Annotated in this window: 25 protein-coding genes; 6 read left to right on the forward strand and 19 right to left on the reverse strand. The window is 56.2% G+C overall.

All coding sequences use genetic code 11. The features are described from left to right. Nucleotides 1–64: 64 nt before the first annotated feature. The 4 genes from thrC to xerD form a co-directional block, all read right to left on the reverse strand. Entirely contained in the window at nt 65–1,474 is a 1,410-nt protein-coding gene (gene thrC, locus AACY26_RS12925) for a threonine synthase (protein ID WP_339514628.1), read from the reverse strand. A gap of 11 nt (nt 1,475–1,485) precedes the next feature. Beyond that, entirely contained in the window at nt 1,486–2,790 is a 1,305-nt protein-coding gene (locus AACY26_RS12930) for a homoserine dehydrogenase (protein WP_339514630.1), read from the reverse strand. Between the two features lie 128 nt (nt 2,791–2,918). Next, nucleotides 2,919–3,647: a bifunctional protein-disulfide isomerase/oxidoreductase DsbC gene (gene dsbC / locus AACY26_RS12935; RefSeq protein ID WP_339514632.1), complete on the reverse strand. Its 729-nt coding sequence runs from the start codon at nt 3,645–3,647 to the stop codon at nt 2,919–2,921. Between the two features lie 80 nt (nt 3,648–3,727). Continuing rightward, nucleotides 3,728–4,624 (reverse strand): site-specific tyrosine recombinase XerD, encoded by an 897-nt coding sequence (gene xerD / locus AACY26_RS12940; protein ID WP_339514634.1) that lies wholly within the window; start codon nt 4,622–4,624, stop codon nt 3,728–3,730. Nucleotides 4,625–4,738: 114 nt separating this feature from the next. Here xerD and AACY26_RS12945 point away from each other — a divergent pair, with 114 nt between their 5' ends. Continuing rightward, nucleotides 4,739–6,613: a cation:proton antiporter gene (locus AACY26_RS12945; RefSeq protein ID WP_339514636.1), complete on the forward strand. Its 1,875-nt coding sequence runs from the start codon at nt 4,739–4,741 to the stop codon at nt 6,611–6,613. 63 nt (nt 6,614–6,676) lie between these two features. Here AACY26_RS12945 and AACY26_RS12950 read toward each other — a convergent pair whose 3' ends face one another. From AACY26_RS12950 to ffh, 6 genes are all read right to left on the reverse strand, one after another. After that, nucleotides 6,677–7,096 carry an acyl-CoA thioesterase gene (locus AACY26_RS12950; RefSeq protein WP_010484686.1) on the reverse strand — a complete coding sequence of 140 codons (420 nt, stop codon included), beginning with the start codon at nt 7,094–7,096 and terminating at the stop codon, nt 6,677–6,679. 174 nt (nt 7,097–7,270) lie between these two features. Then, nucleotides 7,271–7,621, reverse strand: a complete 351-nt coding sequence (rplS, locus tag AACY26_RS12955) for a 50S ribosomal protein L19 (RefSeq protein ID WP_010484685.1) — start codon at nt 7,619–7,621, stop codon at nt 7,271–7,273. A 42-nt stretch (nt 7,622–7,663) separates the two neighbouring features. After that, entirely contained in the window at nt 7,664–8,416 is a 753-nt protein-coding gene (trmD, locus tag AACY26_RS12960) for a tRNA (guanosine(37)-N1)-methyltransferase TrmD (protein WP_339514638.1), read from the reverse strand. Nucleotides 8,417–8,421: 5 nt separating this feature from the next. Next, nucleotides 8,422–8,958, reverse strand: a complete 537-nt coding sequence (gene rimM / locus AACY26_RS12965; protein ID WP_339514640.1) for a ribosome maturation factor RimM — start codon at nt 8,956–8,958, stop codon at nt 8,422–8,424. A 6-nt stretch (nt 8,959–8,964) separates the two neighbouring features. Next, complete coding sequence (rpsP, locus tag AACY26_RS12970) at nt 8,965–9,216, reverse strand: 30S ribosomal protein S16 (RefSeq protein ID WP_010484678.1); 252 nt, start codon at nt 9,214–9,216, stop codon at nt 8,965–8,967. A 227-nt stretch (nt 9,217–9,443) separates the two neighbouring features. After that, nucleotides 9,444–10,823 carry a signal recognition particle protein gene (gene ffh / locus AACY26_RS12975; RefSeq protein WP_339514642.1) on the reverse strand — a complete coding sequence of 460 codons (1,380 nt, stop codon included), beginning with the start codon at nt 10,821–10,823 and terminating at the stop codon, nt 9,444–9,446. Between the two features lie 157 nt (nt 10,824–10,980). Between ffh and AACY26_RS12980 the strand changes: the two genes are divergently transcribed. After that, the gene (locus tag AACY26_RS12980; RefSeq protein WP_339514644.1) at nt 10,981–11,781 is read left to right on the forward strand and encodes a cytochrome C assembly family protein; all 801 of its coding nucleotides are present in this window, start codon (nt 10,981–10,983) and stop codon (nt 11,779–11,781) included. 15 nt (nt 11,782–11,796) lie between these two features. After that, the gene (locus AACY26_RS12985) at nt 11,797–13,083 is read left to right on the forward strand and encodes an HlyC/CorC family transporter (protein ID WP_339514646.1); all 1,287 of its coding nucleotides are present in this window, start codon (nt 11,797–11,799) and stop codon (nt 13,081–13,083) included. Here the strand turns inward: AACY26_RS12985 and AACY26_RS12990 are convergent. From AACY26_RS12990 to AACY26_RS13010, 5 genes are all read right to left on the reverse strand, one after another. Continuing rightward, the gene (locus AACY26_RS12990; protein WP_339514647.1) at nt 13,073–13,750 is read right to left on the reverse strand and encodes an SGNH/GDSL hydrolase family protein; all 678 of its coding nucleotides are present in this window, start codon (nt 13,748–13,750) and stop codon (nt 13,073–13,075) included. The genes AACY26_RS12985 and AACY26_RS12990 overlap by 11 nt on opposite strands. A 38-nt stretch (nt 13,751–13,788) precedes the next feature. Further along, a complete protein-coding gene (purT, locus tag AACY26_RS12995) occupies nt 13,789–14,970 on the reverse strand; it encodes a formate-dependent phosphoribosylglycinamide formyltransferase (RefSeq protein ID WP_339514649.1) in 1,182 nt (393 codons plus the stop codon). 93 nt (nt 14,971–15,063) lie between these two features. After that, nucleotides 15,064–15,252 (reverse strand): DUF1289 domain-containing protein, encoded by a 189-nt coding sequence (locus AACY26_RS13000; protein ID WP_339514651.1) that lies wholly within the window; start codon nt 15,250–15,252, stop codon nt 15,064–15,066. Then, complete coding sequence (locus tag AACY26_RS13005) at nt 15,252–15,776, reverse strand: gamma carbonic anhydrase family protein (protein WP_339514653.1); 525 nt, start codon at nt 15,774–15,776, stop codon at nt 15,252–15,254. The genes AACY26_RS13000 and AACY26_RS13005 overlap by 1 nt, the downstream gene beginning before the upstream one ends. Before the next feature lie 9 nt (nt 15,777–15,785). Continuing rightward, nucleotides 15,786–16,391 (reverse strand): CoA pyrophosphatase, encoded by a 606-nt coding sequence (locus AACY26_RS13010; protein ID WP_339514655.1) that lies wholly within the window; start codon nt 16,389–16,391, stop codon nt 15,786–15,788. Between the two features lie 285 nt (nt 16,392–16,676). Here AACY26_RS13010 and AACY26_RS13015 point away from each other — a divergent pair, with 285 nt between their 5' ends. After that, nucleotides 16,677–17,237 (forward strand): NUDIX hydrolase, encoded by a 561-nt coding sequence (locus AACY26_RS13015; protein WP_339514657.1) that lies wholly within the window; start codon nt 16,677–16,679, stop codon nt 17,235–17,237. Nucleotides 17,238–17,256: 19 nt separating this feature from the next. Beyond that, entirely contained in the window at nt 17,257–17,778 is a 522-nt protein-coding gene (locus AACY26_RS13020; RefSeq protein WP_339514659.1) for a L,D-transpeptidase family protein, read from the forward strand. Between the two features lie 189 nt (nt 17,779–17,967). Here AACY26_RS13020 and AACY26_RS13025 read toward each other — a convergent pair whose 3' ends face one another. Next, the gene (locus AACY26_RS13025; RefSeq protein ID WP_339514661.1) at nt 17,968–18,285 is read right to left on the reverse strand and encodes a YqfO family protein; all 318 of its coding nucleotides are present in this window, start codon (nt 18,283–18,285) and stop codon (nt 17,968–17,970) included. A 367-nt stretch (nt 18,286–18,652) separates the two neighbouring features. After that, a complete protein-coding gene (purL, locus tag AACY26_RS13030) occupies nt 18,653–22,549 on the reverse strand; it encodes a phosphoribosylformylglycinamidine synthase (protein ID WP_339514663.1) in 3,897 nt (1,298 codons plus the stop codon). Nucleotides 22,550–22,716: 167 nt separating this feature from the next. Here purL and mltF point away from each other — a divergent pair, with 167 nt between their 5' ends. After that, nucleotides 22,717–24,186 (forward strand): membrane-bound lytic murein transglycosylase MltF, encoded by a 1,470-nt coding sequence (gene mltF, locus AACY26_RS13035; RefSeq protein WP_339514665.1) that lies wholly within the window; start codon nt 22,717–22,719, stop codon nt 24,184–24,186. Nucleotides 24,187–24,201: 15 nt separating this feature from the next. Here mltF and tadA read toward each other — a convergent pair whose 3' ends face one another. Next, nucleotides 24,202–24,690 (reverse strand): tRNA adenosine(34) deaminase TadA, encoded by a 489-nt coding sequence (gene tadA, locus AACY26_RS13040; RefSeq protein WP_339514667.1) that lies wholly within the window; start codon nt 24,688–24,690, stop codon nt 24,202–24,204. Next, nucleotides 24,690–26,057, reverse strand: coding sequence for a multicopper oxidase family protein (locus AACY26_RS13045; RefSeq protein ID WP_339514669.1), 1,368 nt, complete (start codon nt 26,055–26,057; stop codon nt 24,690–24,692). Before AACY26_RS13045 ends, tadA begins: the two co-directional genes overlap by 1 nt. Nucleotides 26,058–26,230: the final 173 nt, after the last annotated feature.

The raw sequence follows: 26,230 nt of genomic DNA on the forward strand, positions 1-26,230 counted from the left end.
CCATAAAAAAGGCCGGTAACCCTTGAGGTTACCGGCCTGATTTTGCAGCTTAGGCGCAGCTATTTTACAGCGGCTTGCCGCGATTTCCGTGAGCGGAAACAAAGCCCTGCACCACTTTCAGATCATTGGCAAGCACAGTACAGCGCTCTTCACGCTCGAACAGATCAACCAAGTGAGGCGGTAGCGCCGGGGCTTGGCCGATGCTGGCCTTCTCAACCGCTTCCGGGAATTTAACCGGATGCGCAGTACCGAGAATGACCATTGGCACGCTCAGGCTACGACGGCACTCACGCGCGGCTTTAACGCCAATAGCGGTGTGCGGATCGAGCAACTCGCCACACTCCTTGTAGACCTCGGCGATGGTTTCGCACGTCTCGTCATCATCCACGGCCAACGAATCAAACAACTTGCGGGTTTCGGTCCAGCGATCTTGCTCGACGCTGAAACCACCACCCTTCTTGAAGTTGGCCATCAATTCAGCAATAGCCGCACCGTTACGACCGTGCATATCAAACAACAGTCGCTCAAAGTTCGACGAAACCATGATATCCATCGACGGCGACAGCGTTGGGTGCAAGGTGTCTTTGACGTACTGATTACCGCTCATAAAGCGATGCAGGATGTCATTGCGGTTGGTTGCGACAATCAGTTGGCTGATTGGCAGGCCCATGTTGCGCGCCAGATAACCTGCGAAGATGTCGCCGAAGTTGCCGGTTGGCACCGAGAATGCCACCGAGCGCGCCGGACCACCAAGCTGCAAGGACGCGTGGAAGTAGTAAACGATCTGAGCCATGATCCGCGCCCAGTTGATCGAGTTTACCGCGACCAGGCGCGTGCCCTTGAGGAAGCTCTGGTCAGCAAAGCTGTCCTTGACCATCTCCTGGCAGTCATCGAAGTTACCTTCGACGGCAATGTTATGAATATTCTCACCGAGAATGGTGGTCATCTGCCGACGCTGAACTTCGGACACGCGGTTGTGCGGATGCAGGATGAAGATATCGACGTTTTCGCAACGGCGGCAGCCTTCAATCGCAGCGGAACCGGTATCACCCGAGGTGGCACCCATGATCACCACGCGCTCGCCGCGCTTTTCCAGCACGTAGTCAAGCAGGCGACCGAGCAACTGCAGAGCGAAGTCCTTGAATGCCAGCGTCGGGCCGTGAAACAGCTCAAGCACCCACTCGTTGCCGTTCAACTGGCGTAACGGAGCCACTGCGTTGTGGGCAAACACGCCATAGGTTTCTTCAAGGATCTTCTTGAAATCGGCATCCGGAATGCTACCCGTTACGAACGGACGCATGACTCGGAAAGCCAGCTCGTGGTACGGCAGGCCCGCCCACGAAGCGATCTCTTCCTGAGTAAAACGCGGCAAGTTCTCCGGCACATAGAGGCCGCCGTCACTGGCAAGTCCGGCCAGCAATACATCTTCGAAATTCAGGGCCGGTGCCTGGCCACGGGTGCTGATATAACGCATAACGATTTCCCTTAGACCAGTTGTTCAACGCGGATACGCACAACACTGCCAGCAATATCATCCAACGCCTCAAGCGCGGTGATGGCTTCATCGATCTGCGATTCGACGACACGGTGGGTGACCAGAATCATGGGCACCAAACCATCATGCTCTTCGACTTCTTTCTGCATGATCGATTCGATATTGATACCGCGAGCCGACAGAATGCTCGCCACCTGAGCCAGAACACCTGGCCGATCCTTGGCTTGAATACGCAGGTAATAAGCGCTCTCGCAGGCGTTGATTGGCAGGATCGGATGATCAGACAGCGCGTCTGGCTGGAACGCCAGGTGCGGCACATGGTTGGTCGGGTCAGTGGTCAAGGCACGCACAACGTCAACCAAGTCGGCAACCACAGACGAAGCGGTTGGCTCCATGCCAGCGCCAGCGCCGTAGTACAGCGTTGAACCCACTGCATCACCGTTGACCATGACCGCATTCATCACGCCATTGACGTTGGCGATCAGACGATCAGCCGGGATCAGCGTCGGATGCACGCGCAATTCAATGCCAGCCTCGGTACGACGCGCCACGCCCAAGTGCTTGATGCGATAACCCAGTGCATCGGCGTAGTTGACGTCCGCAGTGGTCAGCTTGGTGATGCCTTCGGTGTAGGCCTTGTCGAACTGCAGCGGAATACCAAAGGCAATCGAGGCCAGAATGGTCAGTTTGTGCGCCGCATCGATCCCTTCAACGTCAAAGGTCGGGTCCGCTTCGGCATAACCCAGTTCTTGAGCTTCAGCCAGCACGTCGGCAAAGGCACGGCCTTTTTCACGCATTTCGCTGAGAATGAAGTTGCCAGTGCCGTTGATGATGCCTGCCAGCCAGTTGATACGGTTGGCCGCCAGGCCTTCGCGGATCGCCTTGATCACCGGAATACCACCTGCAACCGCAGCTTCAAATGCGACGATCACGCCCTTTTCACGGGCCTTGGCAAAGATTTCATTGCCATGGACCGCAATCAACGCCTTGTTTGCTGTGACCACGTGCTTGCCGTTTTCAATGGCCTTGAGCACAACGTCACGGGCGATGGTGCTGCCACCAATAAGCTCGACAACCACTTCAATTTCAGGGTTGCTGACCAGTTCGAAGACATCGTTGGTAATTGCAGTGCCGGTCGTATCGCATTGCGGGTTAGCTGAACGCTGCGCAATTTGCGCCACTTCAATACCACGCCCAGCACGTCGCGCGATTTCTTCTGCGTTCCGCTTGAGCACGTTGAATGTACCGCCACCGACAGTACCTAAACCACAAATGCCTACTTTGACCGGTTTCACACTGAACTCCCATCTGTACTGCACAAAACGACCGACTCATAAGTCGGTCGCATAAAAAGAGAGCCGCACATTACGAAGCGGCTAGGTATTAGTCAATCTGCCCTGTAGCAGGGTCAAATCACCAGCTATTACTGGGCTGCAAGTGCCTGGGCGCCAAGTTGGGCAGCCGGCTGGTAGCCGGGGATCAACTGGCCGTTGGCAAGCACTACCGCCGGCGTCCCGCGTACGCCGATAGACTGCCCCAGGGCAAACTGCTTGGACACCGGGTTAGCGCAAGCTGCAGCCGAAATATTCTTGCCCTCGACCATTTTATCCATGGCGTCGCGGCGGTCTTTAGAACACCACACAGCTTGCAGCTGCTTGTCACCCGCCGAGCCCAAGCCCTGGCGCGGGAAGGCAACATAACGCACCTCGATGCCTTGCTTGTTCAGCTCAGCAACTTCGCCATGCAACTTGTGGCAATAGGGGCAAGTGGTATCAGTGAAGACGGTGATATGGGTCTTGGCCTTGCCCGTCGCCGGGTAAACCACCATTTCTGCCTCGGGAATATTGTTGATAGCCTTGGCGATGCCCTGGCTTTCAGCCTTTTCAGTCAAATTGACCGGCGCGCCATTTTGCATCTGGAACAAATAGCCCTGCATAACGAACTGGCCGTCAGCACTGGCGTAAATCACCCGGCCACCGGCGAGTTTGACTTCATACAAGCCTTTGAGCGGGCTCGCGGTGACGCTTTCGACAGGCACGTCGATCTGCAAGGTATCAAGCGTTTTACGGATAGCCTGCTCTGCTTCGTCAGCAAAGGCCACACTACTCAACAGTGCCAACGCAGCGGTCGCAATAATTCGGGTCAAGCGCATGGGTTCTCCTACAGAGCAGCGCAAATTTCGGAGGCTGGAGACTACCATAATTCGGCCTCGCGGGGCTGTGCCAAACAGCCTTATCCGCGCGGATGATGAACCGCATGCAACTCTTGCAGGCGAGCACGGGCAATGTGCGTGTAGATTTGCGTGGTCGACAGATCGCTGTGGCCCAATAGCATCTGCACCACACGCAGGTCAGCGCCGTGGTTAAGCAAGTGCGTGGCAAAGGCGTGGCGCAGCGTATGAGGCGACAATGACTTGGCGATACCGGCCACCCTGGCCTGATGCTTGATGCGATGCCAAAAGGTCTGCCTGGTCATTTGCTCGCCACGGGAACTGGGAAACAGCACATCACTGGGCTTGCCACCGAGTAAAAAACCGCGCGCCTCCTTGGTGTAGCGCTCAATCCAGACAATCGCTTCCTCGCCCAATGGCACCAGCCGCTCCTTGCTGCCCTTGCCCAATACACGCAGCACGCCTTGGCGCAGATTCACCTGTTCCAGCGTCAGACTGATCAACTCAGTCACCCGTAATCCGCAGGCATAGAGCACTTCAAGCATGGCACGGTCGCGCAGCCCAATGGGGTCATCCAGCTCGGGCGCCGCCAGCAACGCCTCGACATCAGCTTCAGACAGCGACTTGGGCAACGGGCGACCCAATTGCGGCAGATCGATCTGCAGCGTCGGGTCCTGGCTAATGATTCCTTCACGCAATAAATATCGGTAGAAACCACGCAAACCCGATAAAAACCGCGCAGTAGAGCGCGCCTTGTAACCTTCATTCAAACGCCAGGCCAGATGATCAAGAATCACCTCACGCCCGGCAGCTTCGAGCGTCAAGCCACGTGACTCGAGCCAAGCATTTAAATGAGTTAAATCACTGCGATAGGCATCGCGCGTGTGCGCGGAAAGGCCTTTTTCGAACCATAATGTTTCAAGGAACCGGTCAATCAGCGGATGTTCTAGCGTCGGCATAAGTAACTGCTTTAATGTGGCGTGCGCTTTAGGGGTCTCCTGAAAAAAGTAGTTTTTCAGAGGCTCCTTAGTCTTCCATAGCAAGTAACGCTGCACCAGTGACAAGGAGTCTTGATGAACGAAACACAAATTTTATTTGCCATTGGCGGCATCGGCGCAGCAGCGCTGGCCAGCCAATGGCTGGCTTGGCGCCTGCGCTTACCAGCCATTTTATTTTTACTGCTAAGCGGCTTGCTGGCCGGCCCCATCACCGGGATTCTTGACCCGCAAGCACTATTTGGTGACTTGCTGTTCCCACTGGTATCGCTGGCTGTGGCGCTGATCCTGTTTGAAGGCAGCCTGACGCTGCATATGTCTGAGTGGAAAGAGATCGGCACCGTGGTTCACCGCTTGGTGACATGGGGCGCGTTAATCACCTGGGCCGTCATTGCCTGCGCGACTCACTATTTGCTCGGCTTCAGCTGGGAGCTGGCACTGCTATTCGGCACCTTGACGCTGGTGACAGGCCCAACGGTTATCGTGCCGATGCTGCGCGTAGTGCGCCCCAAAGCCTCCATCGCCAACATCCTGCGCTGGGAAGGCATCGCCATTGACCCAATAGGCGCACTGCTTGCGGTCGTGGTCTTCAGTTTTATCGTCAGCATTGACGATGGCAGCCCTTGGGGACACAGCTTATCAACCTTCGGCGCGGTGATTGGCACGGGCGCACTGCTCGGCGTGATTGGTGGCTGGCTATTTGGCCAGGTGCTCAAGCGCCACTGGCTGCCTGAATACCTGCACAATCTCGCGTCCCTGGCCGCCGTGCTGGGTATTTTCATTACCTCCAACCAATTGATGCACGAATCCGGCTTGCTCGCTGTGACCGTCATGGGCATGTGGCTGGCCAATATGCGCGGCGTTGATGTCCGGCAAATCCTCCACTTCAAGGAGAACCTCAGCGTCTTGCTGATTTCTGGGCTGTTTATTCTGCTCGCCGCGCGCCTGGACCTAAACGCATTGATTGCGCTAGGCCCGGTGACCTTGGTGCTCTTGGCGATTATCCAGTTTGTCGCCCGGCCACTCAGCGTATTTGTCTGCACCCTTGGCTCGAACCTGAACTGGCGTGAACGAAGCCTGCTGGCCTGGATCGCGCCACGCGGCATTGTTGCGGCGGCGGTATCGGCCATCTTTGCCCTGCGCCTGCAAGAGGCTGGCGATGAGCAAGCGGTGTTGCTGGTGCCACTTACATTCCTGGTGATTATCGGCACTGTGGTGCTGCAAAGCGCCACGGCGCGCCCTTTGGCGCGGCTGCTGAAGGTCGCCGAGCCTGCGCCGAGCGGCTTCTTGATTGTCGGTGCCAACCCGGTAGCCCGCGCCATGGGTAAAGCCCTGCAAAGCCTTGGCAACCGCGTATTGCTCACCGACTCCAGCTGGGAAAACACCCGCGCGGCACGCATGGCCAACCTGCCGACCTATTTCGGCAACCCGACCTCTCAGCACGCCGAAGCCAATCTGGATATGGTTGGCCTGGGTCATCTGATTGCGCTATCGCCCTCCAGCGAGCTGAACGCCCTGGCCTGCATGCATTTCCGTCATGACTTTGCCGCGACGAACCGCTTCACCCTGCCCTCTGGCAACGACAGCCGGCGTTCAGACAAGCATCGCAGCAGCGACGGTGTACGCGGCCGTAACCTGGGTAGCGAAGCCATCAGCTTTCCCCAGTTCGCCAGTCGCTTGAGCAAAGGCGCGGAAATCCGCACCACCACGCTTAAAGCTGCATTCGGCTGGAAAGAGTACCAAGAGCTGCACGGGGACAGTGCTCTGCTGCTAATGGCGAGAGACCCCAAAGGCTGGATCCACGTCGCCACTCAGCCTTTGGATTTTGAACCTGAAGCCGACTGGACGCTGGTGTCATTGATTGATGACGTACCAACCTGCACGCCTGCGGCCAAAAGCGAACCAACAACGCAGTCCGAAACAGCCGCCGCAACCCCCAGCACCAACCAGTAATAACAGAGCGGCATAAGCTGAAAAGGCGCCTATAAAGGCGCCTTTTCAGTGTTTGCAGACCGCTTATGCGTCTTGCGGGAAGTCTGGCAAGACAGGCACTGGCCGCTTGTCATCATCAATGGCGACGAAGCTGAATACACCGCTGATTGCTCGCTCAACACCGTCTTGATACATGCTTTCAACGAAGACTTCGACCTCAACCTTGAGGCTGGTGTTGCCGACCTTGATGACCCGCCCAACCAACTCAACAATCGACCCTGCTGCAATCGCATGATTGAAGTCGATGCGGTCGGTGGACACCGTTACCAGAGAACGCCGACAAAAACGTGTCGCGGCAATAAACGACACCTCATCCATCCACGCCAGTGCTGTTCCACCGAACAGGGTGTTGTGATGATTGGTCGTCGGCGGGAACACGGCTTTAGCGACCCGTGTAGTTGAGAGTTCGATACGGCGCTGAATTTCTTGCTCACGAGGGGTCATGACATAGCAGCCTGTAGTTTAGCGTGGAGGAAGCATAATCATTGTAGGGCGCGACAAGGCGAAGCTTGTCCACCAGAGGTCGAATATCCACCAATAAAGCGACGCATGCCCGACTGATCATGCTTAAACGAAAAAGGCAGCCCGTAGGCTGCCTTTTTTTCAAAGAAAAACGTCTTACGACAGTTTTTCCTTGATGCGTGCTGCCTTACCAGACAGGTCACGCAGGTAGTAAAGCTTGGCTTTACGAACGTCACCGCGACGCTTAACGGCCAGGCTGTCAACCAGCGGGCTGTAGGTTTGGAAAGTACGCTCAACACCTACACCGTTGGAGATCTTACGAACAGTGAAAGCACTGTTCAGGCCACGGTTACGCTTGGCGATTACGACGCCTTCGAAAGCCTGCAGACGCTGACGGTCGCCTTCCTTAACTTTTACCTGAACGACAATGGTGTCGCCCGGTGCAAAAGGAGGGACTTCTTTGCTCATCTGCTCAGCTTCGATCTGCTGAATGATTTTGTTGGTCATGCTGCGCTCCTAAGACAAGCGGTCTGGCTTGTCATCGATACATTAACTATCGTCCCGCTGGCGGATGTATTCCTCCAGCAGCTTGTTCTCTTCCCCAGAAAGCGAGCGGCTATCCAGAAGATCAGCGCGTCGTTCGTGCGTCCTACCAAGGGACTGCTGCAAACGCCAGCGCCGGATATGTTCGTGGTTGCCGCTAAGCAGCACCTCAGGAACACGTTTATCCGCATACACCTCCGGGCGGGTGTAGTGCGGGCAGTCAAGCAAGCCATCCGTAAAGGAGTCTTCCTCGGCCGAACCTGCATGACCTAATGCACCAGGCAAAAGGCGCGTTACCGCATCGATCAGAACCATGGCTGGCAGCTCACCGCCAGACAAGACGTAATCCCCAATCGACCATTCTTCATCAACATGCGCTTCAATAAAGCGCTCATCGATGCCTTCGTAGCGACCTGCGATGAGGATCAAAGCCTCTTCGTTTGCCAGTTCGCGTACTGCTGACTGAGTCAGCTGGCGACCTTGCGGCGAAAGATAAATCACCTTCGCTTTTTCACCTGCGGCGTGCTTGGCGTCGAGCAAAGCATCCTCAAGCGGCTTGATCTTCATCACCATGCCTGGACCGCCACCAAAAGGTCGATCATCCACAGTGTGATGACGATCGCTGGTGTAGCTCCGCGGATTCCAACAAGTAAGCTGCAACAGCTCTTGTTTCACCGCACGGCTGGTAATGCCATATTCGCTGATGGCAGCAAACATTTCCGGGAACAACGTAATGACTTCAACGCGCAAGCTAGGCATGGCGCTTAGAAGTCCGCATCCCAGTCAACCCGCATTTCGCCAGCACTCAAGTCAATCGACAACACGCATTGCTCGGTATAGGGCAACAGGCGTTCGCGATCATCAAGGCTGTCGGCGCAGGCTTTGACTACCATCACATCGTTGGCTCCAGTCTCAAACAGATGGTCAATCTTGCCGAGCAACTGCCCTGCCTGATCAATCACCTTAAGACCTTCCAACTGATACCAGTAGAACTCACCATCGGTTAGTTCCGGTAATTGGCTGCGAGGCACGCAAATCTCAAAGCCGGCGTAAGTACGCGCAACTTCGCGATCATCGAGACCTTTCAACTTCGCTACCAGGACCTTGCCTTGCAAGCGCCCACTGGCCACTTCAACTTGCTTAACCTCGTTGTCACGCCTGAGCGTCCAACGCGGATAATCGAGCACGTTATCGATCGGATCGGTAAAGGAATACACCTTCACGTCGCCTTTCACGCCATGCACCGATACGATCTTGCCGAGGACAACCAAGTCTTCAGCTGGGGCTGGCGTTGTGCTCATAAATACTTAGGCTGCAGCCTTAGCATTTTCCTTCAGCAGCTGAGCAACACGCTCAGACGGCTGCGCACCCTGGCCAAGCCAGTAAGTAACGCGTTCTTCGTTTACGGACAGCTTGATTTCGTTACCCGATGCAACTGGGTTGAAGAAACCAACACGCTCAACGAAACGACCATCGCGCGCATTGCGGCTGTTGGTCACTGTGAGGTGGTAAAATGGGCGCTTTTTAGAGCCGCCACGGGCTAGACGGATGGTTACCATTAAACTTCGTTCCTGTAGTCGGTGCTGCAAAACTGATAATGCAAGCATCGGGCACTAGGCCCGAAAGGCCGCATATTCTAAGGATAATCCGGTTTTTTGCAAATAACTTTTTGCCCCCGCCGGTCCGGGTCGTGACTTGGCATGCCTGCCAAGCCATTCAAACCATCTTGAAAAAACACCTGAACAGCCTGCTTTAGTGGGCTGCAGCTGTATCTCAAGACACTGAATTACATCTTGGGCATCCCGCCGCCACCTGGCAACATTCCGCCCATACCGCGCATCATTTTCGCCATGCCGCCTTTGGCGGTGAATTTTTTCATCATTTTCTGCATCTGCTTGTGCTGTTTTATCAGCCGGCCGATGTCTTGAACCTGGGTACCAGAACCCATGGCGATACGACGCTTGCGCGAACCACTGATAACTTCAGGGTCGCGACGCTCAGCGGGAGTCATCGAGTTAATGATGGCCTCCATCTGCTTGAATTGTTTTTCAGCTGCGCCTTGGGCATTACCCATCTGTGCGAGATTAACCCCGCCCATTTGCGGCAGCTTGTCCATGAGCCCGCCAAGGCCGCCCATGTTTTTCATTTGCTGGAGTTGATCACGGAAGTCTTCGAGATCGAAGCCCTTGCCCTTTTTCAGCTTTTTGGTGAGCTTGTCGGCCTTGTCACGATCAAGGGTTTGCTCGGCTTGCTCAATCAGGCTGAGCACGTCGCCCATGCCAAGGATGCGCGAGGCAATACGATCCGGGTGAAACGGCTCGAGCGCGTCGCTCTTCTCGCCCATGCCGATGAACTTGATCGGCTTGCCGGTGATATGACGCACGGACAGCGCCGCACCACCCCGGGCATCACCATCGACCTTGGTCAGTATGACCCCGGTCAACGGCAGCGCATCAGCGAAGGCCTTGGCGGTGTTGGCGGCATCCTGACCGGTCATGGCATCAACCACGAACAGGGTTTCAGCAGGCTTGACCGCCGCGTGCAGCGCCTGGATCTCAGCCATCATTTCAGCATCAACGGCTAAACGACCGGCGGTATCGACCAGCACCACATCAATGTACTTGAGTTTGGCTTCACTGATCGCAGCCAGCGCAATATCCACTGGCTTTTGCGTGATGTCCGACGGGAAGAAGGTCACACCAATATCATTGGCCAGGGTTTCCAGCTGCTTGATCGCCGCAGGGCGATAAACGTCAGCCGAAACCACCAGCACGCTTTTCTTCTTACGTTCTTTTAGAAACTTTGCCAGTTTGCCGACAGTGGTGGTTTTACCCGCACCTTGCAGACCCGCCATCAACACCACGGCAGGCGGCGTCACACTCAAGGCCAGGTCTTCGTTGGCAGCGCCCATCAGCTCTTCGAGCTCGGCGCGCACAATCTTCACAAAGGCTTGGCCCGGGGTCAGGCTTTTCGACACCTCGGTGCCAACAGCGCGGTCTTTAACCCGGTTAACGAACTCTTTGACCACAGGCAACGCAACGTCAGCCTCGAGCAAAGCCATGCGCACTTCACGCAGGGTGTCCTGGATATTTTCCTCTGTCATCTTGGCTTTGCCAGTGACATTTCGCAGCGACTGCGAGAGGCGGTCTGTTAAATTTTCGAACATGCTCGTTCCTTTCAGGTTCAGCTGAACCGAGGCTGGGCTTGCAACTAGCCGGCGATTATAACCAACTGTTTGCAACACTGACACCGCCAGTAGTCTTTCGTAAATTATGCTTTATGTGCCAAACTCAGCGCCTTTCGGGCTTTCCCCACTAGGATTTATGCACCCATTGCTGCCCAGCTTAGCGGCTGCATGCCTTTACGGCGGCGCTGCAATCTACCAAGGCCTGCGCCTTTCCACGCGCAGCAACCCTGACAAACGCCTGCTTGGCCTGCTCGGCGCGCTCGCGCTGTTGTTTCATGGCGGCAGTCTTTTCGTGCAAATGCATCACGACATTGGCATGCAGTTAGATTTCTTTAACGCCGCCAGCCTGATTACATTCGCCGTGATCAGCATCACATTACTGGCCTGCCTGCGCATTCCAGTGGAAAATTTGTTGCTGTTTTTGTTTCCGCTGGGCTGCTTAACTGTGCTGCTCGCACAATTTATGCCCATCGGCACCATAGACCCAATCGACGAAGAACCCGGCATTATTGCCCATATCCTGCTGTCGATCATTGCCTACGGCATGCTCACGATTGCGGTATTCCAGGCCTTGCTCGTGTCCATGCAGGACTACCAACTCAAGCACAAGCACCCATCAGGCCTGACCAAGAACTTCCCGCCGCTACAAACCATGGAAAGCTTGCTGTTTGGCTTCTTGTGGGCTGGCTGGATCTTGCTCTCGCTGTCGTTGTTGTCGGGTGCGCTTTTCATCGATGACTTATTTGCACAGCATTTAGTGCATAAAACCATCCTTTCTTGCTTCGCCTGGATCGTCTTCGCCGTACTCCTCTGGGGTCGCCATCAGCTTGGCTGGCGCGGACACAAGGCAATTCGCTGGACCCTCGCAGGCTTTTGCCTGTTGATGCTCGCCTACTTTGGCAGCAAGCTGGTCCGTGAATTCATCCTGCACATATAGGTAGGCCCGCACCTCGTGGACACATTGCCCCCCGGCTTTTTGCTTGGCGTTCTGATTTTCCTGCTGGCTTGTTCAGCGTTCTTCTCCAGTTCTGAAACGGGCATCCTCAGCCTAAACCGCTACCGCCTGCGCCACATGACCAAAGAAGGTCATCGCGGTGCCAAGCGGGTCAGCGCCCTGCTCAGCCGCCCCGACCGGCTGCTCGGGACAATCCTGATCGGCAACAACTTCGTCAATATTCTTGCCTCGTCGATCGCCACCGTATTGGCAATCAAACTGTGGGGCGAAGCCGGTATTGCCATTGCCACCATCGGCTTGACCATCGCCCTGCTGATTTTCGGTGAAATCACGCCAAAGACCCTGGCAGCCTTGCACCCAGAACGCGTGGCCTACCCGTTCAGCATGCCCCTGACCATTCTACTCAAACTGTTTTATCCGCTGGTCATCATGCTCGGCTGGGTCAGCAACGGCCTGCTCAGGCTGCTGGGTATTGATCCAACCAGTAAAAGCAGCGACAGCCTAACTACCGAAGAACTGCGCAGCGTTGTGCGTGAGTCAGGTCATGAGTTGCCGAAAAACCGCCAAAGCATGCTGTTGGGCATTCTTGACCTGGAAAAGGTCACGGTTAACGACATCATGATCCCGCGCAATGAAGTCACCGGTATCGACCTTGAAGACGACATCGAGGTCATCATTACCCAGTTGGTCAGCACCACGCATACACGCTTGCCAGTGTTTCGCAATGACATCAACCAGATCGAAGGCGTGGTACACATCCGCCAGATTGCCCGCCTGCTAACCAGCAACCAACTGACCAAGGACAGCCTGCTGGGCGCCTGCATGGAGCCGTATTTCGTACCCGAAAGCACGCCGCTCTCGACCCAGTTGATCAACTTCCAGAAGCAGAAACACCGTATCGGCATCGTCGTCGATGAATACGGCGATGTGATCGGCGTGGTTTCGCTGGAAGACATCCTTGAAGAAATCGTTGGCGACTTCAGCAACCAAAACACCCTGCGCAACCCGGACATCCACCCGCAAGACGATGGCACCCAAGTCATCGACGGCGCGGCCTACATCCGTGAAGTCAACAAAGCGCTGGACTGGGAATTACCCTGTGAGGGGCCCAAAACCCTCAATGGTCTGATTACCGAAGTTCTGGAAAGCATTCCAGACAGCCCGGTATGCCTGAAGATTGGCGACTACCACCTTGAAATCCTGCAATCGTCTGACAACCGCGTCAAAAGCGTGAAGGCTTGGCAGGCACAAAGCAGCGATACCGACAGCGACACTAGCGACTGATGGTGGCCGCTAGATCCTGGGCCCAGGCCCGATAACCGATGCTTGATGGGTGATAACCATCAAGCGCCAGGTACTCTGCAGCAAACATCAGCCTCATGGGCGCATAATGAGCGCCACATTCAGCCGCCACCTGCTGCAGCTGAGCATCCAACTGCAGGGCACGAGCGCCTAGCAACCAGCGCATCAGCCTCGGCAGCGCACTAAAGTGCTGCAACGGTGGCACGCCAGTCAGCACCGACACCGCACCTCCTGCCTGCAAGCCAGTTGCTAGCCTGCTCAATGCGCAGTGCCAGCGCCGAAGCCCGGTCAAATGCGTGCAATCATTAACCCCAAACACCAGCACGACCCAATCAAGACCCTCGACCTCTGCTTGCGGCAGCAAGCGCTGGCATGCCTGCTCGGCGGTTATGCCATTCTCGCCCAGCGCCCGCCATGCAACCGGCCGCTGATGACGAACAGCTAATTCATCGGCCAGTTGCCCGACCAGCGCCTGCTGCAAACAACTTGCGCCGACGCCGACTACAGTCGACTCGCCCAGCACCAATAAGCGCAGGGGCTGACCTGCATAGCGGGGCCCGGCCAAGCCCTGGACGGGCCCAGCAGCGGGCGCAAGACGCAGCGCAGTGCGCCGCGTATGGATGGCGAGCGGCAACAGCAGTGGCGACATCAGGCCAACCAGCAGCCACCAACGCCATCCCTGGATCTTCACAGCTCGACGTTGACCGCCCTGGCCGCACGCATTGCCTTGGCTCGCGCCATCTCCAGCGACTCATCACGCGCCAGGGCGACACCCATGCGTCGCTGACCATTGACTTGTGGCTTGCCGAACAAACGCAGCATGGTGTCAGGCTCCGCCAGGGCAGCGCCGAGATTACCGAAGCTGACCTGCTCCGATTGCCCTTCGACCAGCACCACCGCCGAGGCAGAAGGACCAAACTGGCGAATCACCGGGATTGGCAGGCCAAGGATGGCCCGCGCGTGCAAGGCAAACTCCGACAGGTCCTGGGAGATCAAGGTGACCATGCCGGTGTCATGCGGGCGTGGCGAGATCTCACAGAACCAGACCTGGTCGCCCTTAACAAACAATTCGACACCAAACAGGCCACGACCGCCCAGCGAGTCAGTCACCGCCAAGGCAATGCGCTCAGCCTCAGCCATGGCTTTGGGGCTCATTGGCTGCGGCTGCCACGACTCCTGGTAATCCCCACGCTCCTGACGATGCCCCACAGGCGCACAGAAGGTGGTGCCATTGATATGACGCACCGTCAGCAGCGCAATCTCGTAGTCGAAGTCGATAAAGCCTTCGACAATCACCCGCCCCTTGCCCGCGCGGCCGCCCTCCTGAGCATAATCCCAGGCTGACTGGACATCCGCGGAACCCTTGAGTACCGATTGACCCTTGCCAGAAGAACTCATGATGGGCTTGACCACGCAGGGGAAACCGATTTTGGCCACTGCGGCCTCAAACGCCTCGAATGAGTCAGCAAATTCATAGGGTGAGGTTGGCAAGCCGAGTTCTTCAGCGGCCAAACGGCGAATACCTTCGCGATTCATGGTCAGTTGGGCGGCACGCGCACTGGGAATCACGGTGTAGCCTTCACTTTCCAGCTCAGCCAGGGTCGCGGTGGCAATTGCCTCAATCTCGGGCACGATGTAATGCGGTTTTTCCTGCTCAATCACAGCGCGAAGCTCCGCGCCATCGAGCATATTGACCACATGACTGCGGTGCGCAACCTGCATCGCCGGGGCATTGGCATAGCGATCAACAGCAATCACCTCAACCCCGAGGCGCTGCAGCTCGATCACCACTTCCTTGCCCAGCTCGCCCGAGCCACACAACAAGACACGCGTCGCGCTAGGTGATAACGGGGTTCCGATACGGGGCATAACAATTCCTTGGGCTGGCTTAAATATAAGGGATGGCAGCCCGCGCCGAATGCGTCCGGGCTAATAGATGCACAAACCGACATGGCGCATGCGCTAGAGAATAATACCCTTGCTCACCGCGCGCTGATGGCACTGAACCAGTACATCGCGACGCTCCTGGTTATCCATGCGACTCCAGCGGGTGATTTCAGCAACATTACGCTGGCAACCAATGCAGATATCCTCTTCATCCAGCGCACAGACATGCACGCAGGGTGAGGCAACTGGACGTTCATCAATCATTAATCTTCTTGCTCAGTCAAATCACGCGCATAGCGCTGGGCATTGTGGACATAGTGCGCGGCACTGGCCTCAAGCATTTTCTTTTGCGCATCTGTCAACTCGCGCACAACCTTGCCTGGCGACCCCATGACCAGCGAACCATCAGGAATCTCCTTGCCTTCACCAATCAGCGAATTGGCACCGATGATGCAATATTTGCCGATTTTGGCGCCATTGAGCACCACGGCATTAATCCCGATCAAGCTGTAATCACCGACCGTGCAACCGTGCAGCATGGCGTTATGACCAACGGTCACGCCTTTACCCAGGGTCAGCGGGAACCCCATGTCGGTGTGCATGACGCTGCCGTCTTGCACGTTGCTGTGCTCACCAATGTGGATCAGCTCATTATCACCGCGCAGCACAGCGTTAAACCACACGCTTGCGCCCGGCTCCAACTTGATCTTGCCAACCAGGGTGGCATTCGGTGCGGCCCAGCTTTCAGGATGAGCATCAACTTCGGATTGTCCAAGACGGTATTTCACAGGCATTCCTCACGTAAGGCTAATGAAGTGCTTTGGCGGCGTGTGCAAATCAATCGGCGACTCGTCGTAGAGCAGATTGATCAGCTCGACCAACATGATCGCCGTCAGCCCCCATATTTTATATTCGCCAAAACGGTAACTCGGCACATACCAACTCTGGCCGAGATAATCGATACGGTGCGTGGTCTCCCGTGGATCTTCACGGAAAAACTTCAATGGCACCGAAAACACCGAGGCAATCTCGCCATCGTTGGGCCGGTAATCGACAAAATCGGGTACCACGCCCACGAATGGCGTGACTTGTATGCCGTGACGCGAAACCAAGGTGCTGAGCGGGCCAATCACCTCGACCAGACCAGGCGGTAAGGCTATTTCTTCTTCGGCCTCGCGCAGCGCGGTTTGCACCAGATCCTGGTCTTCAGGGTCACGACGACCACCAGGAAACGCAACCTCACCACCGTGCGTAGACAAACCACTGGCACGCAAGGTCAGCACCACTTCCGGGTCATCACTGCGGGTAATCGGAACCAGCACCGCCGCCTCAGGGAAACCACGATCCGTTTCCAGAACTAACGGCTGATGGGACCGTACACGTTGGAGTAGCTCATCGAGCATGGGCAATCTCAGTGTTTTTTTCTTCCATGGATAATGGCATGAAAGCCCGCGACACCCAAGCTTGGGACTACGTCGAAATTGCCTTATTGAGGACACAAAGCAGCCACTGGCTAAGGTCGCGAGCGACGATAGGACAAGGCGCAACAACAGCGGGAGCAACTACCAAAGGCTGGCCCAGCAAGGGCTGCCCCCGTAATATCGAGCGCAGTGGTTATCAGAGGTTCGACAGATTGATTCAAGCAGGCTTATCAAGCCAAGATATGCAACGAGCAACGAGGAAACGGCATGAAGTTCTGCAGTCAGTGTGGTAACCCGGTCAGCCATAGAATCCCCGAGGGGGACAGCCGCTTACGCTTTGTCTGCGAGCTCTGTAGCACAATTCACTATGAAAACCCGCGCATAGTTGCGGGCTGCATTCCGGTTTGGAACCAGCAAATCCTGCTCTGCCGCCGTGCAATAGAGCCGCGCCGGGGGTTCTGGACGCTTCCCGCCGGTTTTATGGAAAATGGCGAGACCATCGAGCAAGCCGCTGCCCGTGAAACAGCAGAGGAAGCCTGCGCTCGGGTGCATGACTTAGCCCTATATAACCTAATTGATTTACCGCATATCAATCAGGTGCATGTATTCTTCCGGGCAGAGCTGACTGACCTCGACTTTGCGGTAGGCGCTGAAAGCCTGGAAGTTGCCCTATTCAATGAAGCCGACATCCCTTGGTCAGAGCTGGCTTTCCCGACAATCGGGCGTACTTTAGAATGCTACTTTGCCGACCGTATAACGGCTCAATTTCCGGTCCGCAATGAGTCTCTAGAGGCCTTGCGCGCACACTATAAAAAAGTAGCTTTTTGATCATATGGATATCGTTCTGATGCGCTGGTTGCTGGTTCTAATCTGCTTTTCCCTTGCTGCAAACGCGAGTGCAAACACTCCCGTGCCGCCTCCTCTACAGAAAAGCCATCAAGCTCAGCGCATCGACAAAGTGCTGATCCTCAAGTCCGAACGCAAGCTGCAACTCATCAGCAAAGGTCAGCCATTCAAAAGCTATCGTGTTTCCCTGGGAAAAAAGCCGCAGGGCCACAAGCAGTTTGAAGGCGACCAACGCACGCCTGAAGGGATTTACTGGCTTGATTGGCGCAAAACCAGCGATAACTACCAGTTATCGATGCACATCTCATACCCCAACGCCCGCGACCAGGCCTTTGCGCGCAGCAAAGGGCTATCGGCCGGCGGCATGATCATGATTCACGGTACACCGATCGACGAAGAGTATCCTGAGTGGTACTTCAGCACGCTGGACTGGACCAACGGCTGCATCGCCATGAAGAACACTGACATGCGCGAAATCTGGTCGCTCGTAAAAGACGGCACACTGATCGAGATTCGCCCCTAATTCGCCGCTGCACCTGTATTTTCGACCACCTTTTGCACCGCCGACATGGCCTGGTTTGCGCTCTTGGTGGGCTAGCTGCGCGTTGCCACACCCTACTTGCTTGCCGTTATGCAGATCCATCGTTGCACCGCCGGCATGCTTTAACTTGCGTCCTTGGTGGGCTATTGCACTCGACCTAATCCGTCTAACTCAAAACTGCAGATCAGATAGGCGCCAAACTTGATACGCAGGCGCTTCATAAGGATGACTGGCTTTCAACGCCTTGACGCTGTCGTGGATTAGCTCATCGGCTACCACCACCTCGACCTTCCATTCGGAAATCCGCTCGACGACGCCTTCGCCACCCAGATAGGGCTGGCTGCCGGGCAGCGGCCTAAACTGACCTTGCCCCAACACCTGCCAGCAACAATGGTCATAGTTGCCTACATGCCCGGCCCCTGCGGCAAAAATTGCAGCTTTAACGGTTTCGAGGTGACTTTCAGGCACGTAAAAGCACAATTTGTACATCAAGATCTCCGCAATACAGGCAATTTGGCCAATAATGCCATTTTGCCATCAATGCATCTAACTGCAGTTCAAATATCCTTATTAAAAGACCTGAATCCCTGAAAAACGTTCAGCGACGACACCGACGTCAGCGCCCGGGCCAGCGAAACATGATCGCTATCACAATTGGTCAGGCGCACAAGGCCTCCATCAGCAACTGCCGAGGGACGCAAAACATAAAGGGGCAAACCACAATCAAGGTGCCTGGACGAAAATCCAGCGCGCCAATACAGCAACGCCTCGCCAGATTATGTCTGGCGAGGCGTTGCTAATGGTTTGCAGAGTATGGGTTCGCCAGGCCGACCATCAGCCTGGCGAACTAGGGTCGTTAATCGACCCACACGCGGGCATTGCGGAACATGCGTAGCCAGGCACCGTCTTCATCCCACTCATCCGGACACCATGAGTTCTGCACCGCGCGGAATACCCGCTCAGGGTGCGGCATCATGATGGTCACACGACCATCACGGCTGGTCAGGCCAGTGATGCCACGCGGTGAGCCGTTGGGGTTGGCAGGGTAGGTTTCGGTGATCTTGCCGTGGTTATCGACAAAACGCATCGCCACGCAGCCTGATAAGTCAGCCTCAAGCAACGCCTCCTTGCTCTCAAACTCCGCGTGACCCTCACCATGCGCAATGGCGATTGGCATGCGCGAACCCGCCATGCCGCGCAGGAAGATCGACTCGGACTCCTGCACCTGAACCATCGCCACACGGGCCTCGAACTGCTCGGAACGGTTACGTACGAAGTGCGGCCAGAACTCGCTGCCTGGAATCAATTCATGCAGGTTGGAGAGCATCTGGCAGCCGTTACACACGCCTAGCGAGAAGCTGTCTTTACGCTCAAAAAACGCGCTGAACGCATCACGCGCCCGGTTGTTAAACAGGATCGACTTGGCCCAGCCTTCGCCAGCCCCCAGCACGTCACCATAGGAGAAGCCGCCACAAGCCACCAGGCCTTTGAAAGCTTCCAGATCTACACGGCCCGCCAGGATGTCGCTCATATGCACATCGACAGCGCTGAACCCGGCACGATCGAACGCCGCCGCCATCTCAACCTGGCCGTTGACGCCTTGCTCACGCAGTACTGCAATTTGCGGGCGCAGGCCTTTCTTGATGAACGGCGCGGCAATGTCTTCATTGACATCAAAGCCCAACTTGGCGCTCAGACCTGGATTGTCTTCTTCGAGCAGCGCATCGAACTCTTGATCGGCACACTCGGCGTTATCGCGCAGGCGTTGAATCTGATAGCTGGTCTCGGACCACTGACGCTGCAGAATCCGGCGCTCTGCCGAGAATACCGCGACATCCTTGTAGCTGATTTCGATGTGGCCGTTGTTGACCGGCTTGCCGATCACCGCAACGCAGTCATCAAGACCTGCGGCCGAGAACTGCGCAAGCACTTCTGCGGTGAAGTCCTGGTTGACCTGAATGACCGCGCCCAACTCTTCGTTGAACAGCACGCCCGTCAACTCATCATGGCTCAGCGCCAAAGTGTCGAGTTGCAGGTTTAGGCCGCAGTGGCCAGCAAAGGCCATCTCAACCACAGTCGCCAACAAGCCACCGTCAGAACGGTCGTGATAAGCCAGCAAGCGCCCGTCAGCATTGAGCCCCTGGATAACAGCGAAGAACGCCTTGAGATCTTCTGCGTCATCGACATCCGGGGCCTGTTTGCCCAGCTTGCCGTAGACCTGCGCCAAGATCGAGGCGCCCATCCGGTTCTGGCCACGGCCGAGGTCGATCAGGATCAGATCGGTCTCGCCTTTGTCCATGCGCAGTTCAGGGGTCAGCGTGCGACGAATATCCGTTACTGGCGCGAAGCCAGTGACAATCAAGGACATTGGCGAGGTCACGCTCTTGGCGTCATCACCGTCCTGCCAACGGGTCTTCATCGACATTGAGTCTTTACCCACCGGAATGGTGATACCCAACTCAGGGCACAATTCCATGCCGACGGCTTTAACCGTGTCATAAAGGCGTGCATCTTCGCCCGGATGCCCTGCGGCGGCCATCCAGTTCGCCGACAGTTTAATGTCGGAAATTTTGGCAATGCAGGCACCCGCCATGTTGGTCAGTGTTTCGCCAATGGCCATGCGCCCGGAGGCTGGGGCATTGAGCAAAGCCAGCGGGGTGCGCTCACCCATGGCCATGGCTTCGCCGTTATAGGTGTCGAAACTGGCTGCGGTCACGGCGCAATCGGCAACCGGAACCTGCCAAGGACCGACCATCTGGTCACGCGCCACCATACCGGTGATGGTGCGGTCGCCAATGGTGATCAAGAAGTTCTTGCTGGCCACGGCCGGGTGATGCAGAACGCGGGTTACCGCCTCACTGATCTCAACCGCAGCCGGGTCGAAATCATCGCCCAACTCGGCTTCACGGTCAGCAGTGCGATGCATGCGCGGCGCCTTGCCGAGCAACACATTGAGTGGCATGTCGACTGCGTTGTTGCCGAAATGGCTATCGGCAACGGTCAGGTGACGCTCTTCAGTGGCCTCGCCGACCACTGCGAACGGGCAGCGCTCACGTTCGCAAATCGCTTTGAAACGCTCGAAATTAGCGGCATCGACCGCCATTACATAGCGTTCCTGGGATTCGTTACACCAGATCTCCAGTGGCGCCATGCCTGGTTCATCGTTAGGCACCGCACGCAGGTCAAAACGACCACCGCGCTCGCCATCGTTAACCAGTTCCGGGAATGCGTTGGACAAGCCACCCGCACCGACATCATGGATAAAGCTGATCGGGTTGTCTGCACCCAACTGCCAGCAGCGGTCGATAACCTCTTGGCAACGACGCTCCATTTCCGGGTTTTCACGCTGAACCGAAGCAAAGTCAAGATCAGCCGAGCTGGCACCGGTGGCCATGGACGAAGCAGCACCGCCACCCAAGCCAATCAACATGGCCGGGCCACCGAGCACGATCAGCTTGGAGCCAACCGTGATTTCGGCTTTCTGTACATGATCTTCACGGATGTTACCCATGCCGCCAGCCAACATGATCGGCTTGTGGTAACCGCGCACTTCGTCGCCGTGCGGCGTGCTGATCGACTGCTCGAACGTACGGAAATAACCGGTCAATGCCGGGCGGCCGAATTCGTTGTTGAATGCAGCGCCGCCCAACGGGCCTTCGAGCATGATGTCCAACGCAGTAACAATGCGCTCAGGTTTACCGTAAGGCACTTCCCAAGGCTGTTCAAAGCCCGGAATCTGCAGGTTAGAGACGGTAAAGCCAGTCAGGCCCGCCTTCGGCTTGGCGCCACGACCGGTTGCGCCTTCGTCGCGAATTTCACCGCCGGAGCCGGTCGATGCACCCGGAAACGGCGCAATCGCTGTTGGATGGTTGTGTGTTTCAACCTTCATCAGGATGTGTACAGGCTCTTTGACAGCGCCGTATTCACGGGTTTCAGCATTCGGGAAAAAACGCCCAGCAGTGCTGCCAACGATGACCGCAGCGTTGTCTTTATAAGCTGACAGAACGCCTTCGCTGTGCATCTGGTAGGTATTTTTGATCATGCCGAACAGCGATTTTTCTTGCGCCTGGCCATCGATATCCCAGCTCGCATTGAAAATCTTGTGACGGCAATGCTCGGAGTTGGCCTGGGCGAACATCATCAGTTCGATGTCATGCGGGTTACGACCCAAGGAGCCGAAACTGCTGACCAAATAATCGATTTCATCTTCAGCCAGCGCCAAGCCCAGCTCGACGTTGGCTTTTTCCAGCGCAGCGCGGCCACCACCGAGCACATCGACCACGGTCAATGGCTTGGGCATTGCGTGACTGAACAGCGCCGCTGCGTCTTCGAGATTCTCCAGCACCAGCTGGGTCATGCGGTCATGTAGCAGCACGGCCACCTGTTCACGGGCGGCCGCATCCAGCTCACCGGTAACGTAGTAGGCAATACCGCGTTCAATGCGATGAATTTTCGCCAGGCCACAATTGCGAGCAATGTCACTGGCCTTACTCGACCAAGGTGAAATCGTGCCAAACCGTGGAATCGTCAGAAACAAGCGACCGCTTGGCTCCTGCACTTCTACACTTGGCCCGTATTTGAGCAAACGAGCCAAGACTTGCTCTTCGTCAGCGGTCAGAACACCGACAACATCGGCGAAGTGTGCAAATTCGGCGTACAGCCCAGTAACAGCCGGTATTTTGCGGGTAAGTTGCTCAAGCAACTTGCCGTGACGAAAAGCAGAAAGAGCGGGGGCGCCGCGCAAGATCAACATCGATGACAGCCTCTGGGAAGGGGGTGTGCTTTGAGGCCGTGCATTCTAGCCTAAAGCGCCGAACACATCACCCGTTTGCCTACGCCAAAACGACAGTCTGCTCGCTAGCAGAGAAGCAGTCGCCTGTCGAGATATTGCAAGGCGAATCCTTTGCGTATACTGCATCGATGTATTCCCAATCAGCGATCCGCACGCGCTACGCCAAATGGCTGTCAGCGATCGGAATCCTTCTGCTGCTAAATGGCTGTGGGGCCGAAGAAAAAGTACCCACAACCCTTGAGCAAGTGCAGGCGGAGGGAGTACTGCGCGTGATCACCAGGAACAGCCCAGCCACCTACTTCCAGGATCGCAATGGCGAGACCGGCTTTGAATATGAGCTGGTCAAACGTTTTGCCGCCGACCTTAAAGTCGAGCTGAAAATTGAAACAGCCGACAATCTGGATGATCTTTTTAACCGTTTAAACAGCGCAGACGGTCCGGTATTGGCTGCCGCTGGTCTGGTCGATAGCGCCGGACGCAAGCAACAAGCACTGTTTTCCACACCTTATCTCGAAGTCACCCCACAAGTTATTTACCGCCAGGGGGAGCGTCGCCCTACTCGCCCCGAAGATCTACTCGGCAAACGTATCGTGGTGCTTAAAGGCAGCAGCCATGCCGAACAACTGGCTGAGCTGAAAGTGCAAATGCCAACACTTGAATATGAAGAGTCTTCCGACGTGGAAATCGTCGACTTACTGCGCATGGTCGATGAAGGCCAGATCGATCTGACGCTGGTCGACTCCAACGAACTGGCGATGAACCAGGTCTACTTCCCCAATGTGCGTGTGGCATTCGACCTGGGCGACTCGCTCAATCTTGCCTGGGCCGTAAAGCCGGGCGAAGACCACAGCCTGCTCGACGAGGTCAATACCTTCATTGTCCGCGCCAAGGAAAACGGCAGCCTCAAGCGCTTAACCGATCGTTACTACGGCCACGTTGATGTACTCGGCTATGTCGGCGCATACACCTTTGCCCAACACCTGCAAAAACGCTTACCGCGTTATGAGCAGTTCTTCCGCCAGGCTGGACGTAGCAACAATATCGACTGGCGATTACTCGCTGCAATGGGTTATCAGGAATCCCTTTGGCAACCCACCGCCACCTCTAAAACAGGGGTTCGCGGGCTAATGATGCTCACCCTGCGGACAGCTCAGGCAATGGGCGTTTCCAATCGACTGGACCCCAAGCAAAGCATTGATGGCGGTGCCAAGTACATTATTCACGTTAAAGAATTACTGCCTGAGAGCATTCAAGAGCCAGACCGGACCTGGTTCGCCCTCGCTGCCTATAACGTGGGCGGTGGCCACTTGGAAGATGCCCGCAAACTCACTGAAGCCGAAGGGCTTGATCCGAATAAATGGCTTGATGTGCAGTCAATCCTGCCGCGCCTCGCGCAAAAGAAGTGGTACAGCAAAACGCGCTACGGTTATGCGCGTGGCGGCGAGCCGGTGCATTTTGTACGCAACATCCGCCGTTACTACGACATCCTCACCTGGGTGACTCAGCCTCAACTTGAAAGCAATCAAGTCGTCGAGAGCGGCATGCACCTGCCGGGCGTCAGTAAAGAAACCATAGAAGCCGAATCGCCTCCGCTCTAGTCGGGCAATGGCAGTCTAGCGCCCTGTATTGGCGCGGCGTGCCTTGAAAAACGCACTCAGCACTTCGCCGCACTCCTGAGCCAAGACCCCACCCTCAATCAACACCCGATGATTGAGAAACGTCTGACTGAAAAACTCACCGCGACTCTGGGCTACACCCGCCTTGGGTTCAGTCGCGCCAAACACCACACGCTCAATGCGCGAATGCACGATTAACCCCGCGCACATGCTGCAGGGCTCCAAGGTGACATACAGCGTACTGCCCGGCAGACGGTAGTTCGCCAACTGTTGGGCAGCATCACGAATCGCCACCATCTCGGCATGGGCACTGGGGTCATGGGTTGTGATCGGGCAATTGAAACCACGCCCGATAACCTTGCCGTCCTGTACCAGCACCGCACCCACCGGAACCTCGCCCAGCACGGCGCCCTGCCCGGCCAAGAGCAGCGCCTCACGCATAAAGTGCTGATCCTGACTGCGATCAATGATTTTCGGTTGACGCATCAAACCACCGCAATGGCGGCCATAAGGCCGGTTTCCATGTGATCAATCACGTGGCAATGGAACATCCATACCCCCGGATTATCGGCAACAAGGGCAATTTTCGCGGTCTCGTTCTTGCCCAGCAGATAGGTGTCGGTGAAGTACGGGATGATCTTTTTCCGATTCGAGCTGATGACCTTGAACGTCATGCCATGCAAGTGGATCGGGTGCAGATACTGCGCCATATTGCGCAACTCGAAAATATAGTGATTATTCAATTTAAGCGTAGCAATTGGCCGGTCGGCGCAGGTTTTATCGTTGATATCCCAGGCCTGACCGTTAATTTGCCAATACTTTGCCGGGCCTGCTTGATTCGGATCTGCCAGCGACGCCGCCCACTCAAAGTTGAATTTGATGGTCTCGGCTTTGGCCAGGTCGGGCTCTGCAACCGGGTTAGCGGGCAATGGCGCAGGCCAATCAGCCACTGGCTCGCTTGAGGCCAAACTTTTAATAGTTGCCAAACGCACGGAGCCATCACGCAGCGATAACTCTGTACCCGCCTCGGGCACGCGCAGTGCCAGATCAAGCCGCATACCGGCACCGAGCCAGTATTCCTTGCCCAGTTCACGCGGCTCAATTGGGTTGCCATCGATGGCGTAAATGCGCGACTCGGCATTGGGCAGGTTCAAACGGTAAGTCACCGTATTGTCGAGATTGATCAGCCGCAGTCTCACCACTTGCCCGGCTGGCAGCTCCAGCGTCGGCACATGCACGGCGTTGATGGTCGACAGACGTCCTCGCGTGCCTTCACGGGCAGCCTGGCGCGGCACGCTGAACGGCGTGTATTGACCTTGCTCATCAACGTGCCAGTTTTTTATGCTCAAGGTGCGCTCGTGCTTGAACTCGCTCGGCTCGCGCTCTTCAATGACCAACGGACCAACAAGCCCCTGCCCCATCTGCTCGGAGCTGAAAAGGTGCGGGTGATACCAGTAACTGCCGGCATCGGGTGGAACAAAGTGGTAATCGAAATACTCGCCCGGCAACACCGGCATCTGCGACACATAAGGCACACCATCCATCTCCAGCGGCAAACGGATGCCGTGCCAGTGAATGGTGGTCTGCTCAGGCAGTTTATTGATAAAGCGCACGCGCAGCAGATCACCCTGACGACAGCGAATTTCCTGCCCTGGCGCCAAGCCGCCGTACCCCCAGGCAGTGGTCTGGTGCCCGGGCACCAGCTCCAAATCGACAGGTGCAGCGATTAATTCGTAGTCATGGGTTTTCTGGTCAAACGGACGACCCAACCAATAACGAGCGCCACCGGCACCAAGGCCAACAACACTCAAGCCCGCAAGACCTGCGAGCACTTGTCTACGCGTAAACGACATACAAACGGGCTCCTAAATAGCCAATCAACTCGAGCCCATCAGGCGACGGTGAACAGCGCTTTCTCTGTGGAAAACGGCGGTTACCCTAACGGTTGTAGCAAAAACCTGTATTGCCACAAATCACTTCAGTCGGTGATCCGCAGATTTTATCACGACATGGATGAAAAGGCTGG

Origin of the sequence: Pseudomonas sp. RL_15y_Pfl2_60 (assembly GCF_963970595.1) — a bacterium.
Taxonomy (GTDB): domain Bacteria; phylum Pseudomonadota; class Gammaproteobacteria; order Pseudomonadales; family Pseudomonadaceae; genus Aquipseudomonas.

What these genes read in the sequence shown, in the direction of transcription:
- trmD (WP_339514638.1), bottom strand. Translation starts at nt 8,416, where the DNA reads ATGCCTAGCTTGCGCGTTGAAGTCATTACGTTGTTCCCGGAAATGTTT.
- AACY26_RS13025 (WP_339514661.1), bottom strand. Translation starts at nt 18,285, where the DNA reads ATGTACAAATTGTGCTTTTACGTGCCTGAAAGTCACCTCGAAACCGTT.
- rimM (WP_339514640.1), bottom strand. Translation starts at nt 8,958, where the DNA reads ATGAGCACAACGCCAGCCCCAGCTGAAGACTTGGTTGTCCTCGGCAAG.
- AACY26_RS12950 (WP_010484686.1), bottom strand. Translation starts at nt 7,096, where the DNA reads ATGACCCCTCGTGAGCAAGAAATTCAGCGCCGTATCGAACTCTCAACT.
- rplS (WP_010484685.1), bottom strand. Translation starts at nt 7,621, where the DNA reads ATGACCAACAAAATCATTCAGCAGATCGAAGCTGAGCAGATGAGCAAA.
- AACY26_RS13015 (WP_339514657.1), top strand. Translation starts at nt 16,677, where the DNA reads ATGAAGTTCTGCAGTCAGTGTGGTAACCCGGTCAGCCATAGAATCCCC.
- AACY26_RS13020 (WP_339514659.1), top strand. Translation starts at nt 17,257, where the DNA reads ATGCGCTGGTTGCTGGTTCTAATCTGCTTTTCCCTTGCTGCAAACGCG.
- thrC (WP_339514628.1), bottom strand. Translation starts at nt 1,474, where the DNA reads ATGCGTTATATCAGCACCCGTGGCCAGGCACCGGCCCTGAATTTCGAA.
- rpsP (WP_010484678.1), bottom strand. Translation starts at nt 9,216, where the DNA reads ATGGTAACCATCCGTCTAGCCCGTGGCGGCTCTAAAAAGCGCCCATTT.
- AACY26_RS12945 (WP_339514636.1), top strand. Translation starts at nt 4,739, where the DNA reads ATGAACGAAACACAAATTTTATTTGCCATTGGCGGCATCGGCGCAGCA.
- AACY26_RS12990 (WP_339514647.1), bottom strand. Translation starts at nt 13,750, where the DNA reads ATGTCGCCACTGCTGTTGCCGCTCGCCATCCATACGCGGCGCACTGCG.
- xerD (WP_339514634.1), bottom strand. Translation starts at nt 4,624, where the DNA reads ATGCCGACGCTAGAACATCCGCTGATTGACCGGTTCCTTGAAACATTA.
- purT (WP_339514649.1), bottom strand. Translation starts at nt 14,970, where the DNA reads ATGCCCCGTATCGGAACCCCGTTATCACCTAGCGCGACGCGTGTCTTG.
- AACY26_RS13000 (WP_339514651.1), bottom strand. Translation starts at nt 15,252, where the DNA reads ATGATTGATGAACGTCCAGTTGCCTCACCCTGCGTGCATGTCTGTGCG.
- mltF (WP_339514665.1), top strand. Translation starts at nt 22,717, where the DNA reads ATGTATTCCCAATCAGCGATCCGCACGCGCTACGCCAAATGGCTGTCA.
- AACY26_RS13045 (WP_339514669.1), bottom strand. Translation starts at nt 26,057, where the DNA reads ATGTCGTTTACGCGTAGACAAGTGCTCGCAGGTCTTGCGGGCTTGAGT.
- dsbC (WP_339514632.1), bottom strand. Translation starts at nt 3,647, where the DNA reads ATGCGCTTGACCCGAATTATTGCGACCGCTGCGTTGGCACTGTTGAGT.
- AACY26_RS12980 (WP_339514644.1), top strand. Translation starts at nt 10,981, where the DNA reads ATGCACCCATTGCTGCCCAGCTTAGCGGCTGCATGCCTTTACGGCGGC.
- tadA (WP_339514667.1), bottom strand. Translation starts at nt 24,690, where the DNA reads ATGCGTCAACCGAAAATCATTGATCGCAGTCAGGATCAGCACTTTATG.
- purL (WP_339514663.1), bottom strand. Translation starts at nt 22,549, where the DNA reads ATGTTGATCTTGCGCGGCGCCCCCGCTCTTTCTGCTTTTCGTCACGGC.
- ffh (WP_339514642.1), bottom strand. Translation starts at nt 10,823, where the DNA reads ATGTTCGAAAATTTAACAGACCGCCTCTCGCAGTCGCTGCGAAATGTC.
- AACY26_RS13010 (WP_339514655.1), bottom strand. Translation starts at nt 16,391, where the DNA reads ATGCTCGATGAGCTACTCCAACGTGTACGGTCCCATCAGCCGTTAGTT.